Below are 16,237 nucleotides of genomic sequence, written 5' to 3' on the forward strand. Positions count from 1 at the left end.
CACTTAAGTAAAATCGGTTAACGGTGAGTGAAGGATAATTCAGCAGGTACACCCCATTGCGGGTGCCACCCCATACCTTGTCTTTCCCCGACATCCTCAAAAAAATGAATTCATTGTTTTTATCAAGAGGAGATTTCAATGACCTGAAGATACCCCGCCTGGATTGATACAAATGCATGTTTCGGGAGGTCGAAATCAGCACAGAGTCTCCTAGAGGAACAGCCCGGGCAGGTTGCATCAGCGGTAGCATTTTGACTTGATTGTTTATCCCGTTTCGTCCAATTTTCCCTAAATTCCGTCCTGCACCATAAATATTTCCCTCCTGGTTTTTCCAGGCAATGACGATACCTTCACCGCACGAACGCTCCTCTTTACGCCGTTTGAGCAAATCGATCAGGATAATTTTGTGGGTAGAACAATAAGCGATTTTGCCGTCATTCGTTTCAAAAAGGTTAATGATCATGCCCTTCGCATCACATTCTTTTAAAAATGGCAGGTTGTTTTCACTGTAAATGCTGTCATTGTAATAAAAACAGGGTTTTCCCGTCAGTGTTGCAAACCAAAGCCTCCCAGATTTGTCTTCATAAATCGAAAACACTTCGTTGTCGGGCATGCCATGAGCCGTGTTGTAATTGGTAAACGTTTGGCCATCAAAGCGACTAACGCCTACATCTGAGCCAACCCAGATGTACCCTTTGCTGTCTTGAAAAACAAAATAAGTGTAATTGGAGACCAGTCCATCTTTGATCTGATAATTTTTGAAAAAAGGCTGTTGGGCAATCAGGGGGCCAATTGCAAAAAAAAGGAGCAGCAATACTGAAATTTTTCGGTACATTCTGCTACCAAGATAGGATTAATTTAATGGCAAGGGCTTGCGTTGACAAAACGAATTTCATCGTTCAATCAACAAAAACATACAAACGTCTACTTTAGTGGCTCACTGATGGCACACCCATGGAGGGTCTCTCCATCTTTTTCAATGATTGCCGAAAAAGGGTAAACAGTATCTGATCTGCCATCCCTGCATGAATCTGCCAAAACGGTAATGGAGAGCTTGGTTTCTTTCCCGTAGAGTTTGGTCTTGGTCGTATAGCAGGTAGAATCCCCCTGAACCCGGGCTTTTTGGTAAGGGTACAAGATTTTTGGCAGACCAGCCCGCAAATACACGATGCTGTCTTTGTAGATTTCAATCAACCAAAACGAAGGCTCTGTTCCACGGCAAGAATACTCAAATACTGCCTGCATAGCTTGCACGGGGTCGTTTTGTGTAGAAGAAGAGGAGGTATCGGGTTTGCAAGACCAAACAACCATCCCAATTAGCGTTAAGAGAAAAGGTGTTTGCTTCATTGTTAAATTATTTTTTAACACGTTATTTCCAATCAAACAGTGCGTTAACGCAATTATTACAGCACAATGCGTACAATTGTTTTATTGCTATTTTTTTAGTAGCGGTAAGCTTTGACGGTATCTACAAAAACGCGAACAGACTCTAAATCAAGGTCAGGATACAATCCATGTCCAAGATTGACGATGTGTTTGGGGCCAAAATCCTGCATCATTTGGAGGGCACCAGCACGGATGGTTTCATGATCGGCATACAAGAAGCAAGGGTCTAAATTTCCCTGCAACACGGGGTGCTCCCCTACCCTGGCTCTGGCTTCCTGGGGGGTGATGTTCCAGTCCAGCCCGATGACCTGACAATCCAGCGCTGCAATTTCTTCCAGAGCAAACCAGGCTCCTTTTGAAAAAACCGTTACAGGAACTTCGGTGATGGCCGAACAAATTTTAGCGATGTAAGCAGTAGCAAACTCCCGGTATTGCGCAGGGCTTAAAATACCCGCCCACGAATCGAACAATTGGATGAGATTGGCACCATTGGCCACTTTGCGCTTTAAGTAAGCGATCGTCGTATCGGTGATCAAACCCAGCAATTGGTGCGACAAAGCGGGTTCACGGTATAAAAACTGCTTGGCTTTGGAAAACGTTTTGCTGCCTTGCCCTTCTACCATATAGGCAAAAATCGTCCAGGGGGCTCCTGCAAATCCAATCAACGGCACTCGGCCATGGAGTTCGCGTTTGGTGATGCGCAATGCCTCATAGACGTATTCCATATTGTCGGCAGCAGCCTCACCACTTTGAAGTTGAGCTATGTCTTGGGCCGTTTGGATGGTCTTGGGAAACAAAGGGCCGCGTTTTTCCACCATCTCGTAAGGCAAACCCATGGCTTCAGGTACTACCAGGATATCGGAAAAAATAATGGCGGCATCAACGCCCAACTCATCAATGGGTTGGATGGTCGCTTCGGCGGCAGCAGCAGGTTCAAACAAAAATTCACGAAATCCAGCGAAATTGGCCCGCAATGCCCGGTATTGGGGCAATACCCGACCAGCTTGACGCATCAACCAAACGGGAGGTCGATCGGTGATTTCACCTTTTGCAACACGCAAAAAGAGGTCATTTTGTAGCGTTTCTGTTGTATCCATCATATATATCCATCTGAAAACGCAATGATAGCCAAAATTTCGGGGCTTTAAGTCAGGAAATTGTTTTTTTTCACTTAATGAATAAGGATAAATAACAACTGATCTCTTGTTTTATTTTTCTATTTGTGCATTCAATTCTATGCAAACCCAACAAATCCGGGTATATCTCCTGAATTTTCCATATTTCTCCTTAATTTCCGCCCCAGATACGACGTATATGAATGATCAAACAGTACTGGTCAAAAATCTACGGCAATTTGACAACTTTTAAGGTGCTTTTTAAGTATAAAGAGCATTATTTCACTGGTGAAAAAAGTTAGGCATGAAAATCGCCCACATATTTGTTTTTGTTTCCATCGTTTTGGGATTAAATTCCTGTTTCTTTTCGGCTGAAAACCCTTATTCTGGATTGCCACCTGGCAAATGGCGGGCCGTACTCAAATTGGTCAACAATCCCATCAACCCCAATCCACGGGGAGAACCCCTCCCCGATAAAGTCAATCTCAAGTTTGAGGAAGTGACCGACGGAGAATTGCCCTTTATTTTTGAAGTCAAATATGTCACCAAAGACAGTTTTTACATTGAAATCATCAATGGAGATGAACGGATTGTGGTGGATGACATCAAAATTGGCCGCGACAAAAGCCAGGCCAAGGACACCATTTTGATCAATTTACCGGTCTTCGACTCCTACATCCGCGGTTTTTTTCTCGAAAATGCGATTGATGGCGAATGGGTCGTGCGCAGCAAAGAAAACTACCGCATTCCTTTTATCGCCCGGCATGGTCGGGATTACCGCTTCACCAACTTGCGCAAAGCACCCGCCATGGACGTCAGTGGACGTTGGGATGCCACTTTTGAACTTGGCACCGAGGATGAATACAAAGGCGTCGGAGAATTCAAGCAGGAAGGCAATCACCTTACTGGCACATTTTTGACCGAAACCGGAGATTACCGCTACCTCGAAGGCACGGTACAGGCCAACAAACTATATTTGTCTTGCTTTGACGGGGGTCATGCCTTTTTGTTTGAAGGCAAAATCAACCCAAAAGACAGTACGATGATCGGTTCCTTCCGCTCTGGCAATGCGTACCAAACTTCGTGGGAAGCCAAGTTCAACCCCAATGCAAAGTTGAAAGATGCAAATGCCTTGACTTTCCTCAAGCCAGGTTACGATCGCTTCGATTTCTCCTTTGAAAATACCGCTGGCAAAACTGTCAGCCTGAAGGATGCCCGCTACCAAAACAAAGTCAAAATCATCCAGATTATGGGTACCTGGTGCCCCAATTGCCGCGATGAAACAGCGTTTTTGGTGGACTACCTCAAAGAACATCCTGATCAGGATGTAGAAGTGATTGCCCTCGCTTTTGAACGGTACAAAGAGAAAGACAAGGCCATGGAAGCTTTGAAACGCTACCAGGAACATTTCAAAATGGACTATGAATTGTTGCTGGCAGGTAACTCCGATAAAGCGGAAGCGTCTAAGGTATTGCCCATGCTCAATGCGGTGTTGGCTTACCCCACCATGATTGTCATCGACAAAAATGACCGGGTACAACGCATCCATACGGGCTTTTCTGGGCCGGCAACCAGCGAATACAAGCAATTTAAAGCTGAATTTAGCCGTTTCATATTGCAACTTTTATCAAGTAAATCCGTACAGCAGTAGTGGAACTGGAAAATCAAACCAAAAAACCTAGAAACCGAACGAAAACATGGCAACAAAGAAAATAGCTCTTGCGTACTGCATCGACAACCTACCCGTCGCAGAAACATTGTACAATGCATTGAGTCAAACCAGCTATGGTGTTGAGCATTATTATTGCAAAAAAAATGCAGACGAACTTACGCTCGCTGAGCAATTGCGCGATTTCGATGGTACTATTTTACTCCTCATCAGCGATAATTTTTTGCGTTCGGAACATTGCATGAACCGCGCTTTGCAACTCGTACAGCAAAAAACGGGCAACATTTTACCCATAGTCATTGAAGGGCGTACCAAAGATGAATCGACTGGTCAATGGACCAATACGCCAACCAAATTTGAGCGCATTGGGGACATCATTCCCTACATCAATTTCTGGCAAAACAAATACCTGGATTTGCGCAGCCAAAAACGCAAGTTTGAAGCAGAAAACGAAGCAGACAAACGGGATGAACTCAACGAAAACCTCCGTGTACTCCGCCAGGTATCCAGCGAAGCCAGCGAATTTTTAAGGGTTTTGCGCAACATGCGCTATTTTCAATACCCTGACTTTATTGAAAATCACCTGCAAGCTTTTTTTGAATTTGTAGAAGATCCGGCAGAATGGGCGGCGTTTAAGGCCAAAGCTCCTCAATTGAACTTGACCGTTGCGGACAAAGATTTGCCGACGCAAATTGTAGAACCTTCCCACCCCGAGCCTGCTCCCGAAGTGGTAGTCACGCCCACCGTGGAAATGTACCACCCACCGGTAGAAGTACCAGCTGTCACACCCGAAGCAGTGGAGACAGAATTGACCGGTGAAGAACTGGCCGAGAATCTCGAAAACCTAGGGGTAGTCATTGCCGAACATGTGGATACAATAAGCGACGAGCCACTGGAAATTCCAGCATTGGATGCCACTAATGACGAATCAACCCCAGCATTGCCTGTGGAAGATACCGTTGTGAAAACACCAACTGAAGCGCCCGCTTTTGATGACGATGACGACTATGAAGACGATGACGAAGAAGATGACGAAGACAACGAAAAAATAGGTGACTTGATTCGTCAGGCACGTGGAATGGTTTCCTCTGGTCAGGTGGAGCCGGGCATCAACTTCATGAAGCAAGCCATCAAAACCTACCCTGGCAGTGCAGAGTTGCACTATTTTTATGGCTTGATTTTGGCTCAAAATACCCGCGATGTAAGCGGAGCCCTAGAACAATTGAATTTGGCCACTGAAAGTGATCCTGAACATGAAGCTGCATATTTCCTGTTGGGAGAGCTGGCCGAATTGCAGGGGGATTTCAACGCAGCCCGCACGCACTACGAGCGACTGGTGGACATCAACGACGATTTTACCGATGTGTTTTACCGCTTAGGTACGGTGTTGCAGGCCAATTTCCCGGAAGAGGTGGAATATGCCGCCAAATGCTTCAAACGCGCTGCAAAACGCAACCCGGGCAATGTAGATGCCCATTACCAGTATGCCTCCTTGCTGGCCGATGTATTGGGAAAAACCGATAAAGCAGAAGAATATTTTCTAAAAACCTTGGCCATCCAGCCCAAGCACCCCTTTGCCAATTATGACCTTGCGCTGATTTACCATACCGCCGGAGATGCAAGCAAAGCACTGCAATACTACGAAGCAGCAATAGCCAATAATCCTGAATTGCAAACGCCCGAAAACGAGATTGCTTTCCGCGGGCTGCCTGCAAATCCAGTGGTTGAAACGCCTGAAGAGCTTGTTGTCCCAGCGACAACAGAAGATCTGCCCGCTGTGGTTGTCCCGGATGTGGTAGTGCCTGCTTTAACCGGGACGCTTTCGCCGCTCCTGGCTTCCGAACACGATACCATCGAAGCACTGATCCAAAACATCACGCGTTTGGAAGAATTGCTCCGTTCCAAGGTGACCCAACTGGAAGCAGAACCAGCGCCAATCGAACCAGCAATTGTAGAAGAAAAAGCTCCAGCCAAAATTGCGCTGATCACCGGGGCTACGTCCGGTATCGGCTTGGCCACTGCAAAGGCATTTGCACATGCAGGTTGGAAATTGATCATTACTGGCCGACGCACTGAGTTGTTGGATGCGGTAAAGCAGGAATTGACTGATCTGGGCGCTGAAGTAATCAGCCTGAACTTCGATGTGCGCGACAACAGCGCAGTTACCGCTGCCATCAATGGGCTGCCGGAAGCATGGCGCAGCATCGACCTTTTGGTCAACAATGCTGGAAAAGCCAAAGGACTTTCCGAAATCCAGGATGGATCACTGGAGCATTGGGAAGAAATGATCGATACCAATTTGAAAGGTTTGCTTTACCTCACCCGTTGCATAAGCCCGCTGATGGTGGCGCAGCACAAAGGCCACATCATCAACATTGGTTCAATCGCTGGAAAAGAGCCTTATCCAATGGGCAATGTTTACTGCGCCAGCAAAGCGGCAGTGGATATGTTGACCCGTGCCATGCGCTTGGATTTGTACAAATACAACATCCGGGTTAGCCAGATTGCGCCTGGGCATGTGGAAGAAACCGAGTTTGCCTTGGTACGCTTCGACGGCGATGCGGATCGGGCTAAAATCTACAATGACTTTCTGCCACTAACCTCTACGGATGTGGCGAATACGATATTTTACATGGCCACCCAACCATCCCACGTCAACATCCAGGATGTAGTGATTTATGGGACGCAACAGGCCAGCGCAACGATTATTGACCGGTCGGGCCGCCCGTAGGGTCAGCCCTACGTGGCTGACCTTACGGGTGGTCGGTATGTCGCGGGGTCAGCCACATAGGGCTGACCCTACTTCATATACGTGGTCTTGATCTCTTCAAATTTCGGCAATTTCCGAATGTGCCAATCTTCGACAATCGTTCCATCCTTGAACAACAACACCCCAGGATTGGAGCGGATGATGGTTTTCAACAAAATATCATCGGCACGCAGCACCAGGAAATTGAATCCGGTCTTTTCTTTGAATGCATCGATCATCGCAGGATCATAAGGGCTAGTTATGGCGTATACGGTTGCTCCAGCTTTCTTGGCTTTGGTCATTTCCGCAACTACCTTTTTCCACTTCGCCAGGTAGTGTTCATCCCAATTGTACTGCTTGTGGGTGATGGTACGGGTGGAGATTGAATCAAATACCTTACTGGAATCGGGCAGTGTTTTGAACACGGAATCTCTTACCGTTTCGGTCTTGGTACCCGCTTCTTCACCATACAGTTTGTATGCCACCACCATAAAGTGATAGCCTTTGATGGCCTTCCAATCTTCCGTTACACTGCTGCCATCCGGGCCAGTCAGGTCAAAATCGCTGATTTTGGTGATAGGAATTACGGGCTCCGATTTCACTTGGTCAAATTCGAATTTTTCACTGGGGTATTTGTCCAACTCTTTCATGAATTGCTCGTAGGGCACTTCGACTACTTTCCCCGTTTTCTTTTCAGTAAGGCGGTAAGCGGTAATTTTCACGCCTTGTTGGGCGGCATCTTCCGCATCTTTTTGCTTCACGATGTCAACCCCTGGTTTGAAGGGGCGGAAGTTGATGGCTGGAATGTCCCAGATGTAATTGTTGAAGCAATACAGGGTAACACCAACTACTGTAGCCACATTCAAAATGCTGCGCGTTGGCATCGTAAACAGCTCGTGCATTTTGCGGAAGCCGAAAGTAAAAATCAAGGCAGGAACCAACAAGAAAATGTCTTTCATGAACGAGATCTTGGGCTTAAGCTTGAGGAAATCGCCAAAGCAACCACAATCGGTTACTTGCATATTGGTTTCAATAAAAGGGCCCCATTTGCCAAAGGAGAAGAAGTTGACCTCAGGTGGAACGTGTCCAGTCAGGTAAGTAAATCCGGTCAGTACCGTAAAAAACAAGACCAACAAGAAAAATGCCCAAGCCGTTAACCGACGGCTAGATCCAATAATCAGCATCACGCCGAGCAGGATTTCAAAAACAATCATAAACACCGAAAAGCCATTGACGTACTTGGTCAACGATGGAAACAACGGCGCGATAAACGATAACCAGGTTCCTTCAAAGGTGCTTTCAAACTTGGCAAAATACTGCTCCATCTTGTAAGCAGTCCCCAGCGGGTCAATGGCCTTGACGAACCCGGAAACGATAAACAATACGCCGCAAAAATGCTGCAAGAAACTCACCAAAAGGTTGTTCACTTTGTTGAGCACAAATTTTGTGACCAAAGTGAATACCGCAGCCACCATGGCTACGTACAAAACAAGTGTGAAAATGGTCATGGATCTTAAGTTGTAAATTGAGGGTTGAGAAAAAATGTAGCGGAAAAATGCAGCTCGTCCCTAGTGCACTTCCTCTAAGCTTTCCTGAATTTTAATCAACGCAAATACTGCGTAATTGACAATATCCTGATAGTTGGCATCCAGTCCTTCCGAAACCAGGGTTTGTCCCTCATTTTCTTCGATCTGCTTGATGCGCAACAATTTCATTAAAATCATATCGGTAAACGAAGTCATGCGCATATCGCGCCATGCCTCCCCGTAATCGTGGTTTTTGCGTTCCAACAAACCGCGGATGATTTGAAGCTGTTCGTCGTACAAAAATTCAACCTTGACCAGAGCAAGCTCCAACTCCTCCTCACCAGGCAGTTCAAGCTGAATGAGCGCCATGATGGCATAATTGACAATCCCCTGGTATTCTGAATCAATGGAATCCGCAACTTTTTGCGTTTTCGTTTCTTCCAGGTTTCGAATCCGCTTGGCTTTAATGTACAATTGATCCGTCAGCGAAGGTACGCGCAGGATTCTCCAGGCCGTTCCATAATCGCGTGTCTTTTTCAGAAAAATCTCCTTACATTTCGCCATTGCGGCATCAAACTGTGCTCGGGTGCTCATTGTCCTTGGTGTATAATTACGAAGCAAAAGTAAGCAAATAAGGAACGTTTTGTATGCCCTTACTGGAATTGAGTGTGCATATACACAATTGACAACTTCAGCGTTACAAAGATCAGGAGCAGACGCGAGAATGCCTGTTAACGGCTTGTGAATATTTCAGAATGAGTGATCAGTATCTTACTATCGCGGAACCTTGTGTGGGGGAATTCAGGGATCGGGGCAGCAAATTCCTTGGATACGCTTTTCCCGTATCTGGCGAATCCGATTGGCAAACGCACCTGGAAGCAGTACGCAAAGAGCACCCCAAAGCCACGCACCACTGCTTTGCGTTTCGACTTGGCCTGGATAAAAACAATTACCGCGCCAACGACGACGGCGAGCCAAGCGGCACTGCCGGGCGTCCCATCCTGGGTCAGATCGATAGTTTTGGGCTGACCAATGTACTGATCATCGTAGTGCGGTATTTTGGTGGCACCTTATTGGGAACTTCCGGACTGATTAATGCCTACCGCGTTTGCGCAGCGGATGCGCTGGAGAAAGCAGAGATCATCGAAAAAACCGTGGAGGATTTTTTCCTGGTCACTTTTGACTACGCCATCATGAGCAACGTGATGAACGCCATCAAAAAATTGGGGCTCCCGATGCTGGAGCAGGATTTTGGCGATCTTGGAAAAGTTAAAATCGCCATTCCAAAAAGCGAATCCGCCGATGCGTTGTTTAAACTAAAAGCCTGGGTTGCAGGTTTGCGACTGGAAGAAGCCCTGCATCTGGAAAAAGTAGAGGGCATGAAAATCGAAACAATACAAGCAAACAAACCATGATTAATCACCACTTTACCTTGAATAATCGCATTTTTTTACTTTGTCTTTTTCTATTGTTGGGAACAATAACCCAATCAAAAGCCCAAGCCCAACAACCCAATTTCAACCTGGAATTGTTGGCCAACGTCAATGAATACGCCAAAGAACAATACAGCGCCATTTGGGGATATGTAGATTCCAAAGGGAGAGAATACGCCATTTTGGGTACGCGCATTGGTACGGCCATTTATTCCCTGGCAGACCCACGCAAGCCGAAAAAAGTAGCCCTGATCACTGGTACACAGAGCATTTGGCGCGAAATGAAGTTTTGGAAAAACTACGTCTACGTCGTCACGGACAATGCTCCAGATGGCCTCTTGATTGTCAACATGAAAGGTGCACCAGATACCATTACCTGGAAATACCTCAAACCGCAAGCTCCCATCGATCCACTGAACCCAGGCTTGATCGAGCGTTGCCATACCATTACCATCGACGAAAAAGGGATCCTGTATCTTTCTGGTTGCAATGTCAATCGGGGCGCAGTGGTGATGTACGACCTCAACTCCAATCCTGAATCCCCAAAGTACCTCGGAGCCTTAAAAACCGGGTATTCCCACGACAATTTCACCCGAGGGGATACGGTATGGAGTTCCGATATCTACGATGGGAAAGTGAGCATCGTAAATGTAAAAGACAAAACCAATCCGGTTTTTCTGAACAGCATCTCTACTTCTTCTCGCTTTACCCACAACTGCTGGCTTTCTGATGATGGCAAATACCTCTTCACTACCGACGAGCGCATCAATGCCAGCATCGATGCCTATGACGTCCGTAACATCAACAACATCGAATTGTTGGATGTATTCACCGCAGCAGCTACCCGCGGGCGTGGGGTTGTGCCCCACAATACACATTACCTGAAGGGATTTTTGCCTACGGCTTATTACACCGATGGCGTGAAAATCATCGACGCCAATCGCCCGAGCAACCTAATTGAAGTAGGAAGTTACGATACCTACCTGGGGCCAGATGGAGGGTTCAGTGGGGTATGGGGGATTTACCCTTATTTCCCAAGTGGTTTGCTCATTGCTTCTGATATTCAGTCTGGCCTTTGGGTGTTTCGCCCTACTTACCAGAAGGCCTGTTACCTTGAAGGCCTAATTACTGATGCCCGCAGCAATATTCCGGTAAATGATGTGGAAGTCAAGATTTTGGCAAATCAGGTCAACCAGGAATTGTCAAAAGCTGCGGGAAAATACAGCACGGGATTGGCCCAAAGCGGGGTGTATAAGGTCGTATTTTACAAAGAAGGGTACCAACCCGATACCTTGATGGCTACTTTGGAAAATGGCAAAGTTACCATCTTGAATGTCAAACTGCGCCCAGATGGTTTCAGCACGGGGTTGAAAGACATTCGGCAATTGCCGCTGGTATTGCAAGCCAGCCCCAACCCATTTTCCTCCAGCCTGCTGCTTCAATACAACTGGATCCAACAGCCCCAAGCTGCTACGCTTAGGGTTTATGATGCCTTAGGGCGTTTGATTGAAAGTATGGCTTTACCTTCCGGTGATGGCACGGTACAAATTGGTACCAATTTACCCATCGGGCAATATTGGTTGAAGGTACTGAGTAATCAGGGAAGCAGCAAAGCCATCATGGTGCTAAAACAGTAGGTAAGGAATTTGGCGACATCAATAACTCGCATCAACGCTGCTATTGATGTCGCCAAATTTGATCCCGACCAGGTTGAAAGTCAGCGTCGAAGCACTCAGGGAAGAAATGGTATAAGCGCCCGAAACCAGTCCTTTGAATGGGTCTTTTGCATCCTGAAAATTTTTCGCAGAGGGCACAAATAACCAAACCGGAGATGCGAATTTGGTTTCCAGATTCAAAATCACCTTGCGCATCTGAATCAAGTCCAGGGTACTGATGGTACCAGAATTGTTGACATCTGCAGCTATAATTTGATACGGGGAGGCCAGTGTTTCAAGGTTCAAAATGTGTTTTTGCACCCGAATCATATCCAGGGTACTCAGGCCATTTTCGTACACATCGGCTTTGCCAGCGCCAATTTCGTAGGTTTCGCCCAGCGGGATATTGTCGATGGAATAATTGCCCAGGTCATCTGTCAGGGTAGTGACGGTGAGGCCACTTGTACCAATGAGTTGTACCCGCACGTTGGCAACGCCAGTTCCCTTTTCATTTTTTACACTGCCGTTGATGGTAGATCCACCTTTGACGGGGTTTTCGATGCCATTCAGGGTATCTACCTGGCTATCTCCAGGGTCTAGCCAGTCTTTCAAGCGGCCACTCGACAGATCCGATCCATCCCAGGAGACAAACAAACGACCAAAATAGCCAATTGGGTTCACGCAAGTATCCTGACCACCATGCAGTTGTCCCACTACGCGCTTCTTTTGGTTGAGCAAAGCACTTCCAGAAGAGCCCACTTTGAAGCTCCCCTTGTCGATGCCCATGCGCAAATGGAAATTGGCCGGGGTGATCACCTTATTGTTCCAACTGATGGCACTCGGATTGATGATCAACGGATCTTGATCAACGGAGATTTTTTTGATGTCGCCTAATGGGTGGTGAATAAAGCTTGCACTGGTGGGTGCCTCCCGTTGGTGATCCCAACCCAAAAAATAGGCTTTGAACGATTGCGGAATGCTGTTGGTCAGTTCAAGCAACAAAAAATCGCTCAACTGGCGGCCAGCCAGCAATTTGGCACCCAGAATGGTTTGCCATTGGGGCTCTTTGCCTGGATTATTGCAGGTTTTGCTTTCGTAATTGAAGTCAAAACGCCAAAGGTCGTATACCGGAGTGAACCCATCCTGACAATGGAAAGCGGTGAGCAACAGCGGGCGACCGTCTTGCTTGGTGTTATTCATGAGGTTGCCGGTGCATACCCCAGTCCCTTCTTTTACAACCACTACGATTCGGCAGATTCCGCGCCTTTCGGTTTCAAAACCTGCGCCTTCGGTACAATTGATGTTGATGTTGCAGGGATCGGATGCTCCGAAACCCAGTTCGTTACTCAGTTTTCCAGCAACATCAAAGTTGGCCGCACGGAGGTTTTCCTGGTGGTAAGCATGATCGACCCTAAACAGGTGCAAGCGTCCCTGGCCAAAAGCTTCAACGGGTTCGATGTATTCCAGTTGGGCGGTTTCTCCGCGTACCAGACCGATCAGAAATTTGCCGTTGCTCTGGTTGTCCAGGCCGTTGAAGGTACTCATCAATTGGCCATCGGCGTGGTATACCTTCAGGATTGCCCCGGGTGGGATGAAAAAATCGTCAAAAAGCAGCATCAAACCCAACGCTGCTTTGGATTGAATTTTGGCACGCCAAACATTTTGATCTTCCGGAGATTTCTCCCAGCTGCCCGCATTTTCAAAACCCAAATCGACAGTCAAAGGTGCAGCAAATCGATTGCCAGGTTTGAGTCGATCTTCTTTCAGGGTCTTTTTTAGGGAGAAATGAGGAAGTTTTTCCGCAGAAATTGAAGCCCATTGGGCTGATGCAGTAGTTGTGTTCAACCGCTCCTGTGCGAATAATGCGGTTGTACACATCAACGCCATGGCGCTGAACCATACTGCCAAAACCTTGCCTTGCATAACGATAGAATTAAACAAACCTAAGTAAATGATTATCAGAGGTTTTCAATCATGATTTGTGTGCAGGTTCTTAACGCAGTGAATTACAAAAGTAAAGGTAGTCAAATTAAAAGTTTGAACAAAATTTTTGTTCTGGGAGAAAAAAACGACATTTGGAAGCACCTACATTGTTGATTTTTTCAACATAAAACGCCCCAGCAACACCTAACCTCAATCGCAAAACAAAATGAGCAACCAATTGCATTTACTTGACTACCTTGTATTCGGGGTATACCTGGTCGGCGTGTCTCTGTATGGCTACTGGATTTTTCAGCGCAAGAAAGCCAAAGAGACCAATACCAAAGACTTTTTTTTGGCCGAGGGTTCCCTCACCTGGTGGGCCATTGGCGCTTCCCTGATCGCCTCCAACATTTCTGCCGAACACTTTATTGGCATGTCGGGTTCGGGATTTGCCATGGGGTTGGCCATCTCCTCCTACGAGTGGATGTCGGCAGCGACCCTGATCATCGTGGCGGTTTTTTTTATTCCGATCTACCTGAAGAATAAAATCTACACCATGCCCCAGTTTCTGGCACAGCGCTACAACGATACTGTAGCCACCATTATGGCGGTGTTTTGGCTTTTATTATACGTTTTTGTCAACCTCACTTCCATTTTATACCTGGGAGCGCTGGCCGTGGAAAGCATCTCCGGTTTGCCCTTTTTGTATTGCATGATCGGGCTAGCAGTATTTGCCATTTTCATCACCCTGGGTGGCATGAAGGTGATTGGCTACACCGATATTGTCCAAGTCATAGTGTTGGTAATGGGTGGCCTGGTGGTCACGTATCTGGCACTGAATAAGGTTTCTGATCATTTTGGCGGTTCGGGTGTGTTGGACGGGCTTAGTCTTTTGCGCAGCAATGCAGACGACCATTTTCACATGATCTTTTTCGAAGGCCACAAATACTATTACGAGCTGCCGGGTATGGCGGTTTTGTTTGGCGGCATGTGGATCAACAACCTCAACTACTGGGGATGCAACCAGTACATTGTACAACGCGCCCTCGGGGCAGATTTGGCCACCGCTCGTTCCGGGATCTTGTTTGCGGCTTTTTTGAAACTGTTGATTCCGCTGATTTGTGTCATCCCGGGTATCGCAGTATATGTATTGCACCAAAACGGTTACTTTGAACAGGAACTGCTGAATGCCGCAGGGGTCGTAAAACCCGACCGCGCCTACCCTACCCTGATGAATTTGTTGCCAGCTGGTTTGAAAGGACTGGCTTTTGCCGCGCTTACTGCAGCGATTGTGGCTTCCCTGGCGGGAAAATGCAACAGCATTGCCACCATTTTCAGCCTGGATATTTACAAAAAACTTCTGCGCCCAAAGGCGAGCGAATTGGAAATCGTGCGGACTGGCCGACTGGCGGTATTGGGCGCCTTCGTCATTGCGTTGTGCATCACGCCGCAGTTGCGGCAATTGGAGCAGGCCTATCAGTTCATTCAGGAGTATTCCAATTACCTGACGCCGGGGGCTTTTGCCCTGTTTTTTCTGGGCATGTTCTGGAAACAGACCACTTCGTCGGCTGCCATCATCGCTGCTGCGCTATCGATTCCGGTTGCGGTGGCATTCAAACTCATTCCGACTACGCCGATGCCGTTTTTGCACCGCACGGGTTGGGCATTTCTAATTCTGGTAGGCATCATGGTGCTGGTATCCTTGCTGGACAAGCGCAGTGCCCACAACCCCAAAGGGCTGGATCTGGATCCCAAAATGTTTCGGGTGACCGGCAGTTTTGCTGTACTTTCCATCCTGATCTGCGGGATTTTAGCTGCGCTATATACCGTATTTTGGTAATTGTGCTTAATTTTACCGTTAAACAAGCAAAAAGATGAATCAAGACTTCGATAACAATGGGCCATTGGGCAGCCTGGATGAGTGGGAAGACGATCTCCTGCTGCGCTACCCGGAACCACATACTCCAGCCAAAACCAAGGAGGAGTTTCGGAATTACGACGATCCCAAAAGAGATACCGTCAGGGAGTTCTACCGCCTGAACCACACTTACCAAACGTATGATTTCGTCCAGCAAAAAAAGGCGGAATACCTCAAGTTTGACAAGAAAGAAATGCCCGTTTGGGCCGCTTTTGATTTCCTCAACACCCTGGTGGACGACTCTGACCCAGACACCGATCTGGATCAATTGCAACACCTCATGCAAACTTCAGAGGCCATCCGTGCCGATGGGCATCCCGACTGGTTTGTACTCACCGGGTTGTTGCACGATATGGGCAAGGTACTCTGTTTGTTTGGCGAGCCGCAATGGGCCGTGGTAGGCGATACCTTCCCGGTTGGTTGCAAACCATCCGACAAAATCGTTTATCCTGAATATTTCGACCTGAACCCAGATAGCCAGGATGAACGCTACAATACCACTTACGGTGTATATGAACCCAACTGTGGCCTGAACAATGTCCACATGTCCTGGGGCCATGATGAGTACTTGTACCACATGGTCAAAGACCACATTCCAGAAGGGGGATTGTACATGATCCGCTACCACTCCTTCTACGCACAGCACCGCGAGCACGCCTATGAGCACCTGATGGATGATCACGATCGCGAGATGTTCAAATACGTCAAGTTGTTCAATCCTTACGACTTGTACTCGAAGGCTCCGGTTCCACCAAATGTCAAGGAATTGAAGCCTTATTACGAGGATTTGATCGCGAAGTATTTGCCAGGGACCTTGAAGTTTTAGATGGGAAGCGGCCGGTCGCTGAGCGTAGTCGAAGCGC

General features: G+C 47.3%; 13 protein-coding genes. 7 read left to right on the forward strand and 6 right to left on the reverse strand.

The window, feature by feature from the left end:
* From ABW391_RS18530 to hemE, 3 genes are all read right to left on the reverse strand, one after another.
* On the reverse strand, window positions 1–835 hold an 835-nt coding region (locus tag ABW391_RS18530), incomplete at its 3' end, for a ligand-binding sensor domain-containing protein (protein WP_353483399.1).
* Between the two features lie 89 nt (window positions 836–924).
* Window positions 925–1,347, reverse strand: a complete 423-nt coding sequence (locus ABW391_RS18535) for a COG3650 family protein (RefSeq protein WP_353483400.1) — start codon at window positions 1,345–1,347, stop codon at window positions 925–927.
* A gap of 95 nt (window positions 1,348–1,442) precedes the next feature.
* Window positions 1,443–2,486, reverse strand: coding sequence for a uroporphyrinogen decarboxylase (gene hemE / locus ABW391_RS18540; RefSeq protein WP_353483401.1), 1,044 nt, complete (start codon window positions 2,484–2,486; stop codon window positions 1,443–1,445).
* 218 nt (window positions 2,487–2,704) lie between these two features.
* Here hemE and ABW391_RS29600 point away from each other — a divergent pair, with 218 nt between their 5' ends.
* Genes ABW391_RS29600 through ABW391_RS18550 form a run of 3 tightly spaced genes read left to right on the forward strand, consistent with a single transcriptional unit; the run spans window position 2,705 to window position 6,901 of the window.
* The gene (locus tag ABW391_RS29600; protein WP_502916338.1) at window positions 2,705–2,803 is read left to right on the forward strand and encodes a DUF8685 domain-containing protein; all 99 of its coding nucleotides are present in this window, start codon (window positions 2,705–2,707) and stop codon (window positions 2,801–2,803) included.
* 2 nt (window positions 2,804–2,805) lie between these two features.
* Window positions 2,806–4,152 (forward strand): TlpA disulfide reductase family protein, encoded by a 1,347-nt coding sequence (locus ABW391_RS18545; RefSeq protein WP_353483402.1) that lies wholly within the window; start codon window positions 2,806–2,808, stop codon window positions 4,150–4,152.
* A gap of 46 nt (window positions 4,153–4,198) precedes the next feature.
* Window positions 4,199–6,901 carry an SDR family NAD(P)-dependent oxidoreductase gene (locus ABW391_RS18550; RefSeq protein ID WP_353483403.1) on the forward strand — a complete coding sequence of 901 codons (2,703 nt, stop codon included), beginning with the start codon at window positions 4,199–4,201 and terminating at the stop codon, window positions 6,899–6,901.
* A gap of 68 nt (window positions 6,902–6,969) precedes the next feature.
* On the opposite strand, the gene ABW391_RS18555 is transcribed toward ABW391_RS18550, so the two are convergent.
* Both ABW391_RS18555 and ABW391_RS18560 read right to left on the reverse strand, forming a co-directional pair.
* The gene (locus ABW391_RS18555; RefSeq protein ID WP_353483404.1) at window positions 6,970–8,427 is read right to left on the reverse strand and encodes a DoxX family protein; all 1,458 of its coding nucleotides are present in this window, start codon (window positions 8,425–8,427) and stop codon (window positions 6,970–6,972) included.
* A gap of 60 nt (window positions 8,428–8,487) precedes the next feature.
* Window positions 8,488–9,039, reverse strand: a complete 552-nt coding sequence (locus ABW391_RS18560) for a DUF1599 domain-containing protein (protein ID WP_353483405.1) — start codon at window positions 9,037–9,039, stop codon at window positions 8,488–8,490.
* A 161-nt stretch (window positions 9,040–9,200) separates the two neighbouring features.
* Here ABW391_RS18560 and ABW391_RS18565 point away from each other — a divergent pair, with 161 nt between their 5' ends.
* Both ABW391_RS18565 and ABW391_RS18570 read left to right on the forward strand, forming a co-directional pair.
* Window positions 9,201–9,860 carry an IMPACT family protein gene (locus ABW391_RS18565; RefSeq protein ID WP_353483406.1) on the forward strand — a complete coding sequence of 220 codons (660 nt, stop codon included), beginning with the start codon at window positions 9,201–9,203 and terminating at the stop codon, window positions 9,858–9,860.
* Entirely contained in the window at window positions 9,857–11,515 is a 1,659-nt protein-coding gene (locus ABW391_RS18570) for a choice-of-anchor B family protein (RefSeq protein ID WP_353483407.1), read from the forward strand. The genes ABW391_RS18565 and ABW391_RS18570 overlap by 4 nt, the downstream gene beginning before the upstream one ends.
* 18 nt (window positions 11,516–11,533) lie before the next feature.
* Here ABW391_RS18570 and ABW391_RS18575 read toward each other — a convergent pair whose 3' ends face one another.
* A complete protein-coding gene (locus tag ABW391_RS18575) occupies window positions 11,534–13,456 on the reverse strand; it encodes a hypothetical protein (protein WP_353483408.1) in 1,923 nt (640 codons plus the stop codon).
* Between the two features lie 226 nt (window positions 13,457–13,682).
* Here ABW391_RS18575 and ABW391_RS18580 point away from each other — a divergent pair, with 226 nt between their 5' ends.
* Both ABW391_RS18580 and ABW391_RS18585 read left to right on the forward strand, forming a co-directional pair.
* The gene (locus ABW391_RS18580) at window positions 13,683–15,296 is read left to right on the forward strand and encodes a sodium/sugar symporter (protein ID WP_353483409.1); all 1,614 of its coding nucleotides are present in this window, start codon (window positions 13,683–13,685) and stop codon (window positions 15,294–15,296) included.
* Between the two features lie 34 nt (window positions 15,297–15,330).
* The gene (locus ABW391_RS18585) at window positions 15,331–16,200 is read left to right on the forward strand and encodes an inositol oxygenase family protein (protein WP_353483410.1); all 870 of its coding nucleotides are present in this window, start codon (window positions 15,331–15,333) and stop codon (window positions 16,198–16,200) included.
* Window positions 16,201–16,237: the final 37 nt, after the last annotated feature.

Source organism: Haliscomenobacter sp. (assembly GCF_040403615.1).
GTDB lineage: Bacteria > Bacteroidota > Bacteroidia > Chitinophagales > Saprospiraceae > Haliscomenobacter.